This window comes from Arthrobacter pascens (genome assembly GCF_017052465.1).
In the GTDB taxonomy this organism is placed as follows: Bacteria; Actinomycetota; Actinomycetes; order Actinomycetales; family Micrococcaceae; genus Arthrobacter; species Arthrobacter pascens.
Genome location: NZ_JAFHKT010000082.1, coordinates 1 through 15,558 on the forward strand (window position 1 = coordinate 1; position 15,558 = coordinate 15,558).

General features: G+C 64.1%; 18 protein-coding genes and 2 pseudogenes. 12 read left to right on the forward strand and 8 right to left on the reverse strand.

Going from position 1 to position 15,558, the window contains the following annotated elements:
• A pseudogene (locus JYA52_RS00900) lies at positions 1–249 on the reverse strand (hypothetical protein); the annotation flags it as partial.
• A 312-nt stretch (positions 250–561) separates the two neighbouring features.
• On the opposite strand from JYA52_RS00900, the gene JYA52_RS00905 reads away from it, so the two are divergent.
• Both JYA52_RS00905 and JYA52_RS00910 read left to right on the forward strand, forming a co-directional pair.
• Entirely contained in the window at positions 562–2,010 is a 1,449-nt protein-coding gene (locus JYA52_RS00905) for a sugar porter family MFS transporter (RefSeq protein ID WP_205651276.1), read from the forward strand.
• 116 nt (positions 2,011–2,126) lie between these two features.
• Positions 2,127–3,149, forward strand: a complete 1,023-nt coding sequence (locus JYA52_RS00910) for a LacI family DNA-binding transcriptional regulator (RefSeq protein WP_205651277.1) — start codon at positions 2,127–2,129, stop codon at positions 3,147–3,149.
• A 54-nt stretch (positions 3,150–3,203) separates the two neighbouring features.
• Here JYA52_RS00910 and JYA52_RS00915 read toward each other — a convergent pair whose 3' ends face one another.
• The gene (locus tag JYA52_RS00915) at positions 3,204–3,677 is read right to left on the reverse strand and encodes a VOC family protein (protein WP_205651278.1); all 474 of its coding nucleotides are present in this window, start codon (positions 3,675–3,677) and stop codon (positions 3,204–3,206) included.
• Positions 3,678–3,821: 144 nt separating this feature from the next.
• Here JYA52_RS00915 and JYA52_RS00920 point away from each other — a divergent pair, with 144 nt between their 5' ends.
• Complete coding sequence (locus JYA52_RS00920) at positions 3,822–4,238, forward strand: DUF3054 domain-containing protein (RefSeq protein ID WP_205651279.1); 417 nt, start codon at positions 3,822–3,824, stop codon at positions 4,236–4,238.
• Between the two features lie 71 nt (positions 4,239–4,309).
• Positions 4,310–4,591, forward strand: a complete 282-nt coding sequence (locus JYA52_RS00925; RefSeq protein ID WP_205651280.1) for an Lrp/AsnC family transcriptional regulator — start codon at positions 4,310–4,312, stop codon at positions 4,589–4,591.
• A 53-nt stretch (positions 4,592–4,644) separates the two neighbouring features.
• Here the strand turns inward: JYA52_RS00925 and JYA52_RS22255 are convergent, their stop codons facing one another.
• On the reverse strand, positions 4,645–6,204 hold the full coding sequence (locus tag JYA52_RS22255) for an FAD-dependent oxidoreductase (protein ID WP_205651281.1): 1,560 nt from the start codon (positions 6,202–6,204) through the stop codon (positions 4,645–4,647).
• A gap of 171 nt (positions 6,205–6,375) precedes the next feature.
• Positions 6,376–6,849, reverse strand: coding sequence for a DUF4383 domain-containing protein (locus tag JYA52_RS00935; protein ID WP_205651282.1), 474 nt, complete (start codon positions 6,847–6,849; stop codon positions 6,376–6,378).
• Positions 6,850–7,053: 204 nt separating this feature from the next.
• Here JYA52_RS00935 and JYA52_RS22260 point away from each other — a divergent pair, with 204 nt between their 5' ends.
• The 3 genes and pseudogenes from JYA52_RS22260 (at position 7,054) to JYA52_RS22270 (ending at position 7,619) form a co-directional block, all read left to right on the forward strand.
• A complete protein-coding gene (locus JYA52_RS22260) occupies positions 7,054–7,224 on the forward strand; it encodes a hypothetical protein (RefSeq protein WP_240459822.1) in 171 nt (56 codons plus the stop codon).
• A pseudogene (locus tag JYA52_RS22265) lies at positions 7,206–7,259 on the forward strand (hypothetical protein); the annotation flags it as partial. The gene JYA52_RS22260 and the pseudogene JYA52_RS22265, both read left to right, overlap by 19 nt.
• A gap of 6 nt (positions 7,260–7,265) precedes the next feature.
• Positions 7,266–7,619 carry an ABC transporter ATP-binding protein gene (locus tag JYA52_RS22270; protein WP_240459823.1) on the forward strand — a complete coding sequence of 118 codons (354 nt, stop codon included), beginning with the start codon at positions 7,266–7,268 and terminating at the stop codon, positions 7,617–7,619.
• A gap of 42 nt (positions 7,620–7,661) precedes the next feature.
• Here the strand turns inward: JYA52_RS22270 and trpD are convergent, their stop codons facing one another.
• Entirely contained in the window at positions 7,662–8,720 is a 1,059-nt protein-coding gene (gene trpD / locus JYA52_RS00945) for an anthranilate phosphoribosyltransferase (RefSeq protein WP_205651283.1), read from the reverse strand.
• A 148-nt stretch (positions 8,721–8,868) separates the two neighbouring features.
• On the opposite strand from trpD, the gene ctaE reads away from it, so the two are divergent.
• From ctaE to qcrB, 4 genes are all read left to right on the forward strand, one after another.
• Positions 8,869–9,507: an aa3-type cytochrome oxidase subunit III gene (gene ctaE, locus JYA52_RS00950; RefSeq protein WP_205651284.1), complete on the forward strand. Its 639-nt coding sequence runs from the start codon at positions 8,869–8,871 to the stop codon at positions 9,505–9,507.
• An 87-nt stretch (positions 9,508–9,594) separates the two neighbouring features.
• Entirely contained in the window at positions 9,595–10,383 is a 789-nt protein-coding gene (gene qcrC, locus JYA52_RS00955) for a cytochrome bc1 complex diheme cytochrome c subunit (protein ID WP_205651285.1), read from the forward strand.
• 102 nt (positions 10,384–10,485) lie between these two features.
• Positions 10,486–11,556, forward strand: coding sequence for a cytochrome bc1 complex Rieske iron-sulfur subunit (gene qcrA / locus JYA52_RS00960; protein WP_205651286.1), 1,071 nt, complete (start codon positions 10,486–10,488; stop codon positions 11,554–11,556).
• Complete coding sequence (gene qcrB / locus JYA52_RS00965; protein ID WP_205651287.1) at positions 11,534–13,204, forward strand: cytochrome bc1 complex cytochrome b subunit; 1,671 nt, start codon at positions 11,534–11,536, stop codon at positions 13,202–13,204. The genes qcrA and qcrB overlap by 23 nt, the downstream gene beginning before the upstream one ends.
• Positions 13,205–13,284: 80 nt before the next feature.
• On the opposite strand, the gene JYA52_RS00970 is transcribed toward qcrB, so the two are convergent.
• Entirely contained in the window at positions 13,285–14,076 is a 792-nt protein-coding gene (locus tag JYA52_RS00970; protein WP_205651288.1) for a GntR family transcriptional regulator, read from the reverse strand.
• Positions 14,077–14,239: 163 nt separating this feature from the next.
• On the opposite strand from JYA52_RS00970, the gene JYA52_RS00975 reads away from it, so the two are divergent.
• A complete protein-coding gene (locus tag JYA52_RS00975; RefSeq protein ID WP_205651289.1) occupies positions 14,240–14,551 on the forward strand; it encodes an HPr family phosphocarrier protein in 312 nt (103 codons plus the stop codon).
• 77 nt (positions 14,552–14,628) lie between these two features.
• Here the strand turns inward: JYA52_RS00975 and JYA52_RS00980 are convergent, their stop codons facing one another.
• Together JYA52_RS00980 and JYA52_RS00985 are read right to left on the reverse strand one after the other, a co-directional pair.
• Complete coding sequence (locus JYA52_RS00980; RefSeq protein ID WP_205651290.1) at positions 14,629–15,030, reverse strand: cytochrome c oxidase subunit 4; 402 nt, start codon at positions 15,028–15,030, stop codon at positions 14,629–14,631.
• Positions 15,027–15,558 (reverse strand): cbb3-type cytochrome c oxidase subunit I (locus JYA52_RS00985; protein ID WP_205651291.1); only part of this gene is annotated, 532 nt, incomplete at its 5' end. The genes JYA52_RS00985 and JYA52_RS00980, both read right to left, overlap by 4 nt.

Below are 15,558 nucleotides of genomic sequence, written 5' to 3' on the forward strand. Positions count from 1 at the left end.
ACTCCGGTTCAGCCGGTAAATGCTCCACCCGCTGCCGGTGGTCCACATGTTCGCCCACCACGACCCGTCATTCCACCACAGCTTGCTCTGCGGTTTATCCGCCGTCGGCGGGTTACTCACACCCGAATACGTGATGCTGGGAGTGCCGACCGTCGCCGCATGGGCCGGGCCGGAGACACCCACCAAACCCCCCGCGGCGACGACAGACAGAACAAGCAAACGGCTGAACCAACGGAGCAGTGTTTTCATCTTCTCGTAGTTTCTCTAGGGCGATGAAAGTCATCCGGACGATGAAGTCCCCCCGCCCAGGATCAGCGAAGGCCTCATGGTGGAACATCACTCATCGTGCTCCCGGCAAGTCCTGAAAACCTTGGAGATACCTTGGAGGAACGCGGCCTTCCACCCGGTTTAGGGGCCTTGACACATTATTTGACCGTATGTCAGTACAAACTATTGACGCAGCAGTTAGAGCGCTCTAATCTGGTTAGCACGTGACCTTGCACACTTGCAGGCATCCCCATTCAAGGCCGTGTTCCGGCCGACAGATCCAAGGAGTCAACAATGTCGTTGCACGCAGCACGCCCACCCGCCCCGGGCTCCAAGCATCGCGGATACCTAGCCCGCCTCACTGTCATTTCGACCCTTGGCGGACTCCTCTTCGGCTACGACACCGGGGTAATTTCCGGAGCGCTGCTCTACATGCAGGACTCGCTAAGCATGACCCCGGTCGAGGAAGCCACCGTCGTCAGCGCGCTCCTGTTCCCGGGGGCCGCTGTTGGAGCACTCAGCGGAGGACGGCTGGCCGACAAACTTGGACGCCGGGGCAGCCTCCTCGTTTGCGCCGTGCTCTTCCTCGTCGGCGCCCTGGGTTGCGCAATCGCCCCCACTGTCGGCTTCATGATCGTGGCCCGCGTCATCCTCGGCCTGGGTGTCGGCGCGGCAGCCGTGACGTGCCCCCTTTACCTGGCAGAGATGGCTCCCGCTCACCTGCGGGGCCGCATGGTCACCATCAACGAGCTGATGATCGTTACCGGCCAGATGCTCGCCTTCGCAATAAATGCCCTCCTGGACGCCCTTATTCATGACCCTCAGGTCTGGCGCCTCATGCTGGGTGTGGCGTCCATTCCCGCCATCGCGCTCCTGATCGGCATGCTGATCCTGCCCGAATCGCCCCGCTGGTTCGCGATCCGCGACCGATTCGCTGAAAGCCGCCGCATCCTTGACATGAGCCGCAGCCCCGAGGAAGCCGATTTCGAATACCGGGAAATCGTTGAATCGACCACTACCGCACGAAGCGAGCGATCCCACGCGTGGCGCGACCTGAAGGAAAATCCGTGGATGCGCAAGCTGCTGTGGATCGGCATCGGCCTCGCAGTGGTCCAACAGGCCACCGGCATCAACACCGTGAACTACTACGCGCCCTCGATCCTTGAGCGCAGCGGACTGGGAGTCAGCGCGTCATTGGTAGCCACCGTCGCGGTCGGCCTGACATCGGTGCTGATGACCGTCCTGGGGATCTGGCTGCTTGGGTTCATCGGCCGCCGGCGCATGCTGATCATCGGGTTCTCCGGCGTGGTCGCCTCCCAGGCCCTGCTCGCCGTCGTCTTCCTGCTGCCGCAGTCAGACGTCGTCAGCTACACCATCCTGGCCGCCATGATGCTGTTCGTCGCCTTCGTGCAGTGCTTCATCGGCACCTGTGTGTGGCTGCTGCTGTCAGAAATTTTCCCGCTGGCCATCCGCGGCTTCGCCATGGGCATTGCGGTCTTCGCCCTCTGGACCGTCAACGCCGCCATCTCCTTCCTGTTCCCGATACTGGTGGTGTCCTTGGGCTCAACGGGCACCTTCACGGTCTTCGTGCTGGTCAACATCGTGTCGCTCGTCTTCGTGGCGAAGGTCGTGCCTGAAACCAAAGGCCATTCGCTGGAAGAACTGGAGCTCGGCTTCCGCACCGGCAGTCTGCCCGTTATTGCGCCACCTGCCGCATCCGGCGAGAAGGCGACGGCATTGTGAAAGAGGGCGGCCTGTAGCACCTCTGCAGCTTTCCGGTGGAGCGGCGTCCTGCCTGGGACGCCGCTCCACCCGCGGTACGCTTGCCCCGCAGGAAGTGGCTAGTGCCGGGGAGTGAAGTGAAGGATCAGGGAGCGGCCAGGCGCCCCACCATTGTGGACGTGGCACGGGAAGCGGGCGTTTCGCGTGCGCTGGTCTCACTCGTGCTGCAGGGTTCGCCCAAGGTCAGTGAACCTAAAAGGCAGGCCGTGGCCGAAGCCATGGCCGCACTCGATTACAGGCCGAGTATCGCCGCGCGCTCACTGGCCAGCGGACGGACCCGAATCATCGGAGTACTGCTGGATGATTTGGCCAATCCCTGGTTCGTGGACCTGCTCGACGGTCTGCAGTCCGTCTTCGGTGCGAGGAACCTGCGGATGGTCCTCGGCGACCACCGCTACCTGGCCCGGCCCGGGGAAAGCCCGGTATCCCCCTTCATGGAAATGCGCGTCGACGGGCTGGTCATCGCGGGAGATGTCGGTCCCGACGCCGACCTTGCTCGCGCAACCACCAAAACGCCGACAGTCGTGGTCGGCGCCCGTGTCTTAGAACTCCCCGCGGCCGACCTCGTGGCCAACGACGACGTGGCCGGCGCCCGCGAAGCGGTCGAATACCTGATTGGACTGGGGCACCGTGACATCGCCTACCTCACTGCCCCCACCGGTTCGGCCGCCCTGCGGGCCGCTTCATATTCGGACACCATGGCACGCCAAGGATTACAGGAATACGTCCGGGTGGTGCAAACGGACCTGACCGAGCAGTCCGGTTTCGACGCGATGGCCCGGCTTCTCGACGGCGGTCGGCCACCGACGGCGGTCTTCGCCGCCAACGACATCCTTGCCATTGGCGCTCTCTCGGCCGCCGATGAGCGGACCGTCAGAGTTCCCGGTGACCTCTCGCTGATCGGCTACGACAACACCCACCTGGCGTCCATCCGGCACCTGTCATTGAGCAGCGTCGACCCCGTGAGCCGCGACGTGGGCGTCCGGGCTGCTCAACTGCTGGTGGAACGCATGGCGGAACCCGCGTTGCCGCAGCGCCATGAAATGCTCCAGCCCCGCCTGGTGGTTCGGAACACCACGGCTACTGCCGGCCGCTCCTGAGCGGGTCCCGGGCGCGCGCCGCACCGGCGCCGTGTCGCCGGAGGAACCGGCGGGTCAGCCGCCGTCGTACGCCTTTTGGATCTCGGCGATGTCCAGTTTATTCATCCCGAGCATCGCCTGCATGGCGCGCTGGGATCCGGCGGGGTCCGGTCCGCCAATCAGCCCGCCGAGCGCTGACGGGGCCACCTGCCAGGAGACCCCGTATCGGTCTTTGAGCCACCCGCACTGGCTCTCGGTCCCGCCGTCGGTCAGCGCCTTCCAGTATCGGTCCACTTCTTCCTGCGACGCGCAGTCGATCGAGAACGAGACGGCCTCCGTGAACGAGAACGCCGGTCCCCCGTTCAGCGCCTGGAACTGCTGGCCTTCAATGCTGAAGTCCACAACCATGACCTGCCCCTCGGATCCGGGGCCGCCTTCGCCGAAACGCGAAATGTTGTTGATCTTTGCATTGTCAAAGACTGACACGTAGTACTCGGCCGCTTCTTCCGCCTGGTTGTCGAACCAAAGACAGGCAGTGATCTTCTGCATGGTAGTTACCCTTTCCCTGCAATCTTCCGACGCCGGGCCAGCCGCTGGCCGCAGGCCCCTGCCGGCTAGAGCGTAGCCCTCCGCGTGAGCGGTGACAACAGGCCGGGGGCAACACCGTCGCGGGAAACAGCTAGGCTCAAAAGCATGCGTTCGACACAAAGCACCACCAGTACAGAGCGGTCCTTCCCCGCCGTGGCCGCCTCTGCGGCAGCCGCTGATGCCCTGCTCATCATGGCGTTTGCAGCCATAGGCCGCGACGCCCATGCCCGGGGCGACGTCATTACCGGAGTCCTGCTCACCGCCTGGCCCTTCCTCACCGGCGCGGCAGTTGCCTGGCTCCTGCTGCGCCTGTGGCGCGGGCCGCTCGCGCTGTGGCCGGCCGGTGTTGCCGTCTGGCTCGGCGCGTTGTGCGGGGGGATGGCGCTGAGGGCGTTGACCGGGCAGACCGTGGTGCTGCCGTTCGTCATCGTCGCGCTCATCAGCCTCGCGGTTTTGCTCCTTGGCTACCGGCTTCTCATCGTCGGATTCCTGCGTCTGCGGCGATCACGACAGCGGGGCTGATGTACTAGGCTGGCAGCACAGTATGCACCCGCCGGCACTGCCGGGGCACAACAGATCCGGAAGGGTTACCAGTGATCACCGCCTTCGTCCTGATTAAGACAGACGCCTCACGAATCCCCGAAACTGCCGAGGAAATCTCCGCCATCCAGGGCATCAGCGAGGTCTACTCCGTGACCGGAGAATGGGACCTCATTGCGGTGGCCCGCGTGTCACAGCACGACGAACTTGCGGATGTCATCGCGGACAAGCTGTCCAAGGTCCCTGCAGTGGTCCACACCACCACCCACATCGCCTTCCGCGCATATTCACAGCACGACCTCGACGCCGCCTTTGCGCTGGGCTTCGAGGAGTAGCCGGGCTTCGAGGGAGTACGAGGGCTGAACCTCGTCCCATCGGACGGCCGCGGTCAGGGCTGCGGTCCGGGTGGGAGGTTTTTGGCTGCGGGCCCTTGGACGACGGTGCCGTCCGTGGCGAACCGGGAACCGTGGCACGGGCAGTCCCAGGTCGCGTCGGAAGGATTGAAGCCGACGGTGCAGCCCAGATGCGTACAGATGGCGGAGACGGCGTGGACACTACCGTCAGCGTCCTTGTAGACGGCGGTGCTCTCGCCCCTGACTTTGATGACTGTTCCCTGCCCCGGTGCAAGGGCAGCATGGCTCGGTCGGCCGCTGAGTTTTCCGGCCAAGACGGCTGCCACTGTCCTGATGTTCTCCTTCACGAACCGTCTCGCGCTGGCTTTCGGGGTGATCCGGTTGCTGTTGTACACCGCGGCCCAGCGGTTCTCCCGGCCGCTGAGGGTGTCGGCGAGAATGAGGGCGGCGGCGGTTCCGTTGGACAGGCCCCATTTGCGGAGGCCGGTGATCACGTACACGTGCTTGGCGGTGGGAGACATGAGTCCGGCGTAGGGCAGCCCGTCGAGCGGGATGCCGTCCTGCATTGACCAGCGGTAGGCGATCTCGCCGACGCCGAGGCGGTCATGGGCGAAGGCGGCGAGCCTGCGGTACCGCCCGGCCGTGTCGCCGGCCTCGGACACGCGATGGCCTTCGCCGCCAGTCAGGACATAACTCTTGCCGCTGGCGCTGACGCTCAGAATGGAGCGCAGCGGGTCGTCGGCGCTGATGAACGTGGCGTCCAGCGGCGGCGTGTCCACCAGTCCGGCGACGAGGTATGACCGGTGCGGATGACACCGCACGTCGAACAGGCCCTGGCCGCCGAACGGCACGTTCGTCGCGACGATAATGTCACGGGCGCGGACGGTGCCCTGCTCAGTCTGGACCACACCGGGGGAACCGTCCCGGACCCGCTGCGCACGCGTCCCCTCGAACACGAAGCTGCCCCCACCGTTAACCGCACGGGCGAGGCCCTGAACGTACTTCATGGAATGGATTTGCGCCTGCCCGTCGAACCGCACCGCGCCCATGACCGGGAAAGGCAGCGGCACATCGGAGGTGAAAGTGCCGGGAAGGCCGAGCTGTTCGGCAAGGGCGGCTTCAGCGCGGACGAGTTCAAGCGCCGCAGCGGATTCGGCATACGTGTAGTTGGCGACCCGCCGGAAGTCACAGTCGATGCCCTCCTCGGCCACAACGTGCGCGACGTGCTCGATCGCCGCCTCGTTCGCCTGTCCGTAGATCCGGGCCGTGTCGGCGCCGTGGCTGCGTACGAGTTCCCTGTAGGCGAGGCGGTGCAGGGAGGTGACCTTGCCTGTGGTGTGGCCGGTGACCCCTGTTCCGACGCGGGCGGCCTCGATGACCGCAACTGTGTGACCCGCGCGTTTGAGCGCCAGCGCGGCTGTCAGCCCGGCGATGCCGGCCCCGACGACGGCCACATCGGCCTCCGTGTCCCCGCTCAGGACCGGGTAGTCCGTGGTTCCGGCGGTGGCGACCCAGAGGGAGACTGGTTGACCTTCAGGCCGTTCATTGTTCGAGGCGGCACTGTTGGATGCGGCACTGTTGGATGAGGCATTCACGTCGACACCTCCGGATCACCGGGTAATACCCGGCCGTACTCAGGCTGGATCAGGAGCCGCCGACGCCGCGGGCGGTCAGAAATACAAAACACGACGCCGACCGTCCCGAGAGCAGATTTCCCACTCGGGGGACGGCCGCCGTCGTCAGTGTTCCACGAACCGCGGGACGCCCTATGGGGCGCTTCCCCTCATCTTGTCCATCGCATCCCTGCCGAGCCAGAGGCCCAAACCGATCATGGCTACGCCGAGGACAAAGTGCAGCCAGTTGTCGGCAGTGTTAAACGGGACAAAGTTGGCGCCGGTGTTCATGTCAATGACCAGGCCGTAGATCCACAGCAGGAGGTACACGATGCCGCCGCCAAGCAGGAACCAGCGGGCCATCTGGCCTGTCCGGGCCATTGCGATACCGGCCGCGCCGAACAGCAAATGGACGATGTTGTGCAGCACGGACACCTGGAAGACTCCAAGCAGCATGGCCCCGGACTCATGTCCGGCAAACGTCATGGCGCTGTAATTGGTGGTGATTCCTGGGATGAACCCGAGGACTCCAACCAGCAGGAAAACCACACCAATACCCATGGCGGTGTTATGAAGAGTCAACCCCATCATGTGGTGGTGCTCGGCGGGGTGTGAAGCGGTAGTCATTGGTCTCCCTTTCACGCTGATTGCCGGCTCTTCAGATGGAGAACCGGCCTCGCGGCAAGGAGTCGCAGGATTCCTGCCGACGCCCACATCTTACTCCTGAAAACCGCGCGTGTGCAGGGAAGAAAGCCCCGTTCAGGGCTCGCCGCGGCCAGAGACAATGGCCGGAGGCAATCGCCAAAACTGGGCAAAGTCCGGCTACGGCAGGTGGGGATCCAAACGCCCAGCGCACCTTCGGGGCTGACCGTGGCGGACGTGGTCTCCCGCGGCAGGCACCCGCGGCAAAAGTGGTACCAGCAGTTTTCCCCCGAGGACCAGACAGTCGTTGAGGATGCGCTCCGGGCCACGACATCACGGAACTGGCCGACACCCCGCTAGAGGACCTTTCCGGAGGCCAGCGGCAACGGGCGTGGATTTCCATGACCCTCGCCCAGGAAACCGGGATAGTCCTCCTTGACGAACCCACCACCTACCTGGACCTCGCCCACCAAGTGGACGTCCTGGAACTTGTCCGGCGTTTGAACCGCAGCCACGGCAGGACGGTGGTCATGGTGCTTCACGACATCTCGCTGGCAGCCCGCTACTCGGACCACATTGTGGCCATGAAGGACGGCCGCATCGTGGCGCAGGGAACACCGGCAGAAGTGGTGACGCCCCAGGTGCTCCGCGAAGTCTTCGGCCTGGAGGCCCAGGTGGTGAACGAACCTACCGAGGGGCGTCCGCATGTCATACCCATCGGGCAGCCTGCAGCCATCCCGTCCATGCGCGCCTAGCAGAGCGCGCCTGACAGGGCGCGCCCAGCAGGGCAGGCAGCCTCACTCGTGCGTGAGGCTGACCCATTTGTCCAGGACCGCCGCCGCCGCCCCGGAATCGATGGACTCGGCGGCGCGGGCCAGTGCCTTCCCCATGCGCACAGTCAACGGGCCTTCCGCAGCCACGTCGTACGCCACCAGGCCGGCGGCGGCATTAAGAAGGACAGCATCGCGCGCTGGTCCGGCAGCGCCGGCCAGTACCTGGCGGACGACGGCGGCATTCGCCTGGGCGTCTCCGCCACGGAGTTCCTCCACCGTCGCGTGACGGATACCGAGCTCTGCCGGCGAAAACTGCTGTTCGGTCACCCCGCCGTCGCGGATCTCCCACACGGTCGACGGACCGGTGGTGGTCAGTTCGTCCAGGCCGTCGCTCCCGCGAAAGACGAGTCCTCGGCTGCCGCGCTTGGCCAGTACGCCGGCCACCAGCGGCGCCATCCGGGCGTTGGCCACGCCCACGGCCGATGCCTGCACCCTCGCGGGGTTGGTGAGCGGGCCGAGGAAGTTGAATGCCGTGGGTATGGCGAGTTCCCGGCGCGGCACCGCGGTGTGGCGGAACGAGGGGTGGAACACCTGGGCGAAGCAGAACGTGATTCCGGCCACTTCCGCGTTGCGTGCAACGTCCGCAATCGGCAGATCCAGCCGGACGCCCAGGGCCTCCAGCACATCCGCCGAACCGGACGACGACGATGCGGCACGGTTGCCGTGCTTGACCACTTTGGCGCCGGCGCCGGCGCAAACGAGCGCGGCCATGGTGGAGATGTTGACCGTATTAAGCTGGTCGCCGCCCGTGCCCACGATGTCGAGCTTCTCGCCGGAGATGGAGATGGGGTTGGCGTGGGCAACCATTGCCTCGACAAGGCCTGCGATCTCATCGACGGTCTCGCCCTTGGCGCGCAGCGCCACGAGGAAACCCGCAATCTGAGCGGGCGTGGCCTCACCCGACATGATGGTGCCCATGGCCCAGGCCGTGCTCTCCGCCGTCAGGTCCTTGCCTTCAATCAGTGCGGAGATGAGCCGCGGCCAAGTGTTACCTGCCGCCTGTGCCGATACCTGTGAAGTCACCTCCCGATGCTATCGAGGTGGGGGTTCCAAAAACCAATGTGAACCCCTCGGGGAACTTTTCAGCGCGATTTCGCGTCTTTGTAGAAAAAGTCCTCCCAAAAGGCGGTTTGCGTTGGGCAGGACGGAGTTTTACAGACATAATGTCTATGTGACATCTGCGACCCATGCCCCCAGTACCCCGGCGCACCCCACGCTGAACCGCCCCAATATGGTTTCCGTCGGAACCGTAGTTTGGCTGTCCAGCGAGTTGATGTTCTTCGCCGGCCTCTTCGCCATGTACTTCACCCTCCGGTCCACTTCCGGACAGATGTGGGCTGAAGAGACGGCCAAGCTCAACTTCCCCTTTGCGCTCGTTAACACGATCGTCCTCGTGGCCAGTTCCTTTACTTGCCAGATGGGCGTCTTCGCCGCCGAGCGGCTCCAGCCGCGACGCAGCGGCGGTCCGCTGCAGTTCACCCGCTGGGGCATGAACGAGTGGTTCACCCTGACGTTCATCATGGGTGCGTTCTTCGTGGCCGGCCAGTCAACCGAGTACGCCATGCTCGTCTCCGAGCACGTCACGCTCTCGTCCAACGCCTACGGTTCGGCGTTCTACATGACCACCGGTTTCCACGGCCTGCACGTCATCGGCGGCCTGGTCGCATTCCTCCTCATCATGGGCCGCTCCTTCGCCGCTAAGAAGTTCGGTCACTTCGAGGCCACCTCGGCGATTGTCACCTCGTACTACTGGCACTTCGTGGACGTCGTCTGGATTGGCCTCTTCCTGGTCATCTATGTCCTCCAGTAACCAAGACTTCGCTCTTGTCCCACAAGAGACTGAAATTCAAGAAGCGGCTCCCGGAGCCGACGCACGATCGAATAAAGGAACCACCACGTGAAGGCACTCTCGCAGAAGCGACGTCACCCACTGGCAGCAATAGCCCTGCTGCTGATGGGCCTCCTCCTCACTGGTGGGCTGTATGCCGTTGCCACCACCGTCAACGAGGCCAAAGCCAGCACTGCAGACTTCACCGCCAGCGACACCGAGGAAGGCCAGAAGCTCTTCGAAGCTAACTGCGCCACCTGCCACGGCATGGGTGCCGGCGGAACGCAGGACGGTCCCTCCCTGGTTGGCGTCGGCGCCGCCGCTGTTGACTTCCAGGTTGGCACCGGACGCATGCCCATGCAGATGAACGGCCCCCAGGCTTACAAGAAGCCGGCCCAGTTCAACGAGCAGCAGACCCACCAGCTGTCCGCCTATGTCGCCTCCTTGGGCCCCGGCCCCGCCATCCCGGAAGCTGGCGTTCTCGATGAGCAGGGCGATGCCGCAAAGGGCGGTGAACTGTTCCGCACTAACTGCGCCATGTGCCACAACGCTGCTGCAGCCGGCGGCGCCCTGACCCGCGGCAAGTTCGCTCCGGCCCTGGCCGACGTTTCGGGCAAGCACATTTACGAGGCCATGGTGACCGGACCGCAGAACATGCCGGTCTTCAGCGACTCGAACATCACCCCCGAAGGCAAGCGCGACATCGTCACGTTCCTGAAGCAGATTGAATCCACCGGCTCCCCCGGCGGCGCCGACCTCGGAGCCCTCGGCCCGGTTTCGGAAGGCCTGTTCGTCTGGATCGCCGGCCTCGGCGTCATCATCGCCTTCACCATCTGGCTGACATCCCGCACGTCCTAGTGCGCTCAGGTCACCACAAAGAACGTCCTGTTGAACGTTCAGCAGGTTTGAAATTGAACATTAACTCGGCACCGCCGAGACGAGAGAAGGATGAGGCGAATCATGGGCAACCATAGTGACGGCAGTCCGAACCACTCGGGCACCGTAGCTACGGCTGGTCAGAATGAGGTGGAGAAGTTCCAGGACCCTGGAATTCCCCCGCACCGTTTGCGCCTGGCTGACACGGACCCGAAGGCCGCAAAGCGAGCAGAACGGCAGGTAGCCGTACTCTTCGGCACTTCGGTCGTTGGCACCGTGATCTTCCTGGTGGCGTACTTCGCCATCGACCTGGGCGATGACTCCACGATCGCCACCATCAGGCTGCAGAACGCCCTGCTCGGCTTGGGCACGGCCTTCGCGATGCTGGGCATCGGTACCGGCATCGTGCATTGGGCCAAGGCCCTCATGCCGGACCACGAGGTTTCCGAGGAACGGCACGCAATCCGCTATGAGGACGACCGCAAGGCAGCCGTCCGGATCGTCGACGACATCGTCGAGGAAACGGGCATCAAGCGCCGCCCCCTCATCCGGAACACCCTGCTCGGTGCCGTAGCTCTCGCGCCGCTCCCCGCGCTGGCAGTGTTCGGCGATCTTGGTCCGCGCCCCGACGACAAGCTCGCACACACCATGTGGGCCCCTACGGACGGCAAGCTCAAGCGCCTCGCCCGCGACCCCGATGGCACCCCCATCAAGGCGTCAGACGTGACCATCGGCTCCGCCTTCCACGTCATCCCGGAAGGCCTCAACGAGCTGCACGAAGGCAAGCTGAACGAGAAGGCCAAGGCCGTCGTCCTGCTCATGCGTCTCGACCCCGCTTCGCTCAACCCGTCTCCGGGCCGCGAAAACTGGGGCTACAACGGCATCGTTGCCTACTCTAAGATCTGCACCCACGTCGGCTGCCCTGTTGCCCTGTATGAGCAGCAGACGCACCACCTGCTGTGCCCGTGCCACCAGTCAACCTTCGACCTGACCAAGGAATGCAAGGTTATCTTCGGCCCCGCCAGCCGCCCCCTCCCCCAGCTGCCCATCGCGGTTGATGACGAGGGCTACCTGGTCGCCACCAGCGACTTCAAAGAACCTGTAGGACCAAGTTACTGGGAGCGTGATGAGCATGAGCGCAGCATCAACAGCTAAAGCCCCCGCTTATGTAGCCAACACCAAAGTCGGACGCATTACCGATTTTGTCGACGAGCGCGTCGGCGGATCAGGGATCCTCCGGGAGTTCGGCCGCAAGGTGTTCCCGGACCACTGGTCCTTCATGTTCGGCGAAGTGGCACTATACTCGTTCGTCATCCTGCTGCTGTCAGGTACGTTCCTGACGTTCTTCTTCGATCCGTCCATGGCGGAGACGCACTACAACGGCTCGTACACCCCGCTGAAGAACGTCGAGATGTCAGTGGCGTACAGCTCGTCGCTGGACATCTCCTTCGACGTGCGCGGCGGTCTCTTCATGCGCCAGGTGCACCACTGGGCAGCCCTGCTGTTCGTGGCGTCCGTTGCCGTGCACATGCTGCGCGTCTTCTTCACCGGCGCATTCCGCAAGCCCCGTGAAATGAACTGGGTCGTGGGCGGCGTCCTGCTGATCCTGGCCATGGCTGCCGGCTTCACCGGCTACTCGCTTCCCGATGACCTGCTGTCCGGCAACGGCCTGCGTATTATCGACGGCGTTATCAAGTCCATCCCGGTGATCGGCACGTACACCTCCTTCTTCCTTTTTGGCGGGGAGTTCCCCGGCACGATGATCATCGGCCGCCTGTATGTGCTCCACATCCTGCTGGTCCCGGCCCTGATCCTTCTGATGATCGTGCTGCACCTGTTCATGGTGGTTGTGCACAAGCACACCCAGTACCCCGGTCCCGGCCGCAACGACGGCAACGTCGTCGGCTACCCGCTGGGTCCGGTTTACGCAGCCAAGGCAGGCGGATTCTTCTTCATCGTGTTCGGCGTCATCGCCCTGATGGCGGCGTTCTTCACCATCAACCCGATCTGGAACTACGGTCCGTATGACCCGTCCCCCGTTTCGGCAGGCACGCAGCCTGACTGGTACATCGGCTGGGTGGACGGTGCACTGCGCCTGATGCCGGGTGTCCTGGGTGACTTCCACTTCGAGTTCGTGGTCTTCGGCTATGTCCTGACCCTCAACGTGCTCCTCCCGGCCCTGGTTCCGGCCGGCCTCGTGTTCACCGTACTGTTCATGTACCCGTGGATCGAACGCTGGATCACCAAGGACAACCGCGAGCACCACGTCCTCGACCGTCCGCGCAACGCCCCGACCCGGACCGCGATCGGCATGGCAGGCTTCACGTTCTACTGCGTCATGTGGGCAGCGGCGAGCTCCGACCTCATCGCAACCCACTTCATGGTTTCGCTGAACGATGTCACGTACTGGCTGCGGGCACTGTTCTTCCTCGGCCCGATCATCGCGTTCGTCGTTACCAAGCGCGTGGCCCTGGCGCTGCAGCGCAAGGACCGCGAGATCGCCCTCCATGGCCGCGAGACCGGACGCATCGTGCGCCTCCCCCACGGTGAGTTCATCGAGGTACACGCTCCGCTGGACGAATACAAGCGCTACAAGCTGGTGGGCTTCGAGTCTCCCGTTCCCCTGCCGGCTGAACCGAATGAACACGGTGTTGTGACCCGCAAGGAGAAGCGCCGCGCGGCGCTCTCCCGCTGGTTCTTCGAGGACAGGGTTGCCCCGGCAACTCCTGCCGAGCTCGAAGCAAGCCACGGCCACCACGAGGCCGTCGAGGCAGGCGCAGGCCAGAAGACCCTCAGCCACTAGGAAGATCCAACGCGGCTAGCACAGCGGAAAGGCCCGGTCCCTTGGGACCGGGCCTTTCTGTGTTGCCGGCCGGGCTCCTGCTACTGGTTCCGGTAGCCGGAGGCGTAATTGCGCGCGGGCCGTACCCCAGGCCGCTGCAATGGTACCCAGAGCTTGTAGCGGTCGGCACGGTAGAAGGACACGGAATAGTCCACCATGGCCCGTGCAACGAACGCGTGCCGCTGGATCTTCAGCAGCGGTGCACCGATTTCAACGTTCAGCAGCCGCGCGGTGGAGGGCGAAGCGGCGGTGGCTTCAATCATGTCCTCCCCCCATTCCATCACCAGGCCGAACTGTTCGCTCAGCACGTTGTACAGCGAGGTTGGGGGTTCGCCGTCCAGCAGCCCCGGCACGCGGTGGGCCGGAATGAAGTTCTCGTCCACGCTCATTGGCTCGTTATCAGCCAGCAGCAGGCGCCGGAACCGCACCAGGGGCGTTCCCTCCTCCAGCTGGAGTTCGCGCGCGAGGAAGGCACTGGCGGCGATCTGCTCGAAGCTGAGGACCTTGGCTGCCGGCACCATGCCGCGGCGCTGCATTTCCTCGCTGTACGAGGTGAGTTTGACCTGGAGATCGAGTTTGGGCTTGCGGACGAAGGTCCCCAAACCGACCACACGCTCAATGACCTCTTCGCCCACCAGGGCGTCAATGGCCTGGCGGACGGTCATGCGGGCCAGTCCGAACCTCTCGGCCAGGTCCCGTTCCGAAGGCAGCCCGGAACCCGGCGGACAGGACGTGGCAATATAGGTCCGGAGAAGTTCCCTCAGCTGAACGTAGATGGGGGTCCCGGACTTCCGGTCAATCTCACCGACGATTCCGGCAGCGCTAGCAGCCATGGCGGCTGGTCCTGACAGTCATTTTCACACTTCAAGGGTATGCCAATTCCGGGTGAGGTCTAGACCAGCCTGTGGGGCACCAGTCGGGCTGCTCCACAGCGATATTCTTAAGGGCGAACGAAGTAGACGACGGCGTCATTCCGTCCGAGTAAGAGGAGTCCAATTGCCAGTTCGCAAGGCAATCGTTTCAGCAGCCATAGGCCTGCATGCCCGCCCTGCGGCGGTTTTCGTCCGCGCTGTCACGGACACCGGCATGCCGGTAACCATCAGGAAGGACGGCACTGACGCCGTTGACGCCAGGTCCCTGCTGGAGGTGATGACCGCCGACTTCAACTGCGGCTGCGAAGTGGAACTGGGAATTACCGAATCCGCCCTGCCGGAAGGCCGCAGCCTCACCGAAGCTGAAGCCGCACTGACCGGCCTGGTCGAGCTGTTGGAGTCCCAGGCGTCCCAGGAGTCGCCGGCGACTGCCTAAGTTCGTCTCAACCAACAACGGCGGGCCCCACCAAATGGTGGGGCCCGCCGTCGTTTGCTGTCTTAGAGCCGGTAAGCCTAGTGGGCGTGGTCGCCGCGGCTGTACTCGTAGACCCAGCCTACGAGTGTGATGATCGCCATGCCTGCGGCAATGAAGGTCATCCAGAACCCGATGGCGAGACCCAGGAAGCCTGTGGCGCAGGTCAGACCAAGCATCAGGGGCCACCAGCTCCAGGGGCTGAAGTGTCCCTGTTCGCCGGCGCCTTCGTGGATCTCGGCGTCATTGCGGTCCTCGGGACGCATGCCGACGCGCTTGCCGGTGAAGCCGAGGTAGGCTCCGATCATGCCGGCGAGGCCGCCGACGAGCAGGATGCCCAGGATGCCCACCCACTCAGACCAGTTGGTGAGGAAACCGTAAATCAGGGAGACCGGTACGAAGAAGAAGACTCCGGCTCCAAAAATCCAAGATTCGATCTTCACTGCGCGGTGTCCTTCTGATCGGCGTTACCGAGCACAGCTGCTGCCGGTGCCGGTGACTCAACGGTGTGTGACTGTGAGAGCTCAGGGTGGTGCAGGTCCAGCGCCGGGCGCTCCGAACGGATGCGCGGCAGCGACGTGAAGTTGTGGCGCGGCGGCGGGCAGGAGGTGGCCCATTCCAGCGAGGCGCCGAAGCCCCAGGGATCGTCGACCATGACCTTTTCGCTGCTGCGTGCGGTGATGTAGACGTTCCAGAAGAACGGGATCAGCGACGCACCGAGGACGAACGAGGAGATCGTGGAGAACTGGTTCATCCAGGTGAAGTTGTCTTCGATCATGTAGTCGGCGTAGCGGCGCGGCATGCCTTCGACGCCCAGCCAGTGCTGGATCAGGAACGTGCCGTGGAAGCCCAGGAACAGCAGCCAGAAGTGGATCTTGCCGAGGCGCTCGTTGAGCATCTTGCCTGTCCACTTCGGCCACCAGAAGTAGAAGCCGGCGAACATCGCGAACACCACCGTGCCGAAGACCACG

Bases quoted from the DNA above. Each gene is read 5' to 3' on its own strand.
- JYA52_RS00905 (WP_205651276.1), top strand. From the start codon at position 562: ATGTCGTTGCACGCAGCACGCCCACCCGCCCCGGGCTCCAAGCATCGC.
- JYA52_RS00915 (WP_205651278.1), bottom strand. From the start codon at position 3,677: ATGCAGAAGATCACTGCCTGTCTTTGGTTCGACAACCAGGCGGAAGAA.
- JYA52_RS00920 (WP_205651279.1), top strand. From the start codon at position 3,822: ATGCGTTCGACACAAAGCACCACCAGTACAGAGCGGTCCTTCCCCGCC.
- JYA52_RS00935 (WP_205651282.1), bottom strand. From the start codon at position 6,849: ATGACTACCGCTTCACACCCCGCCGAGCACCACCACATGATGGGGTTG.
- JYA52_RS22270 (WP_240459823.1), top strand. From the start codon at position 7,266: ATGACCCTCGCCCAGGAAACCGGGATAGTCCTCCTTGACGAACCCACC.
- qcrA (WP_205651286.1), top strand. From the start codon at position 10,486: ATGGGCAACCATAGTGACGGCAGTCCGAACCACTCGGGCACCGTAGCT.
- qcrB (WP_205651287.1), top strand. From the start codon at position 11,534: ATGAGCGCAGCATCAACAGCTAAAGCCCCCGCTTATGTAGCCAACACC.
- JYA52_RS00970 (WP_205651288.1), bottom strand. From the start codon at position 14,076: ATGGCTGCTAGCGCTGCCGGAATCGTCGGTGAGATTGACCGGAAGTCC.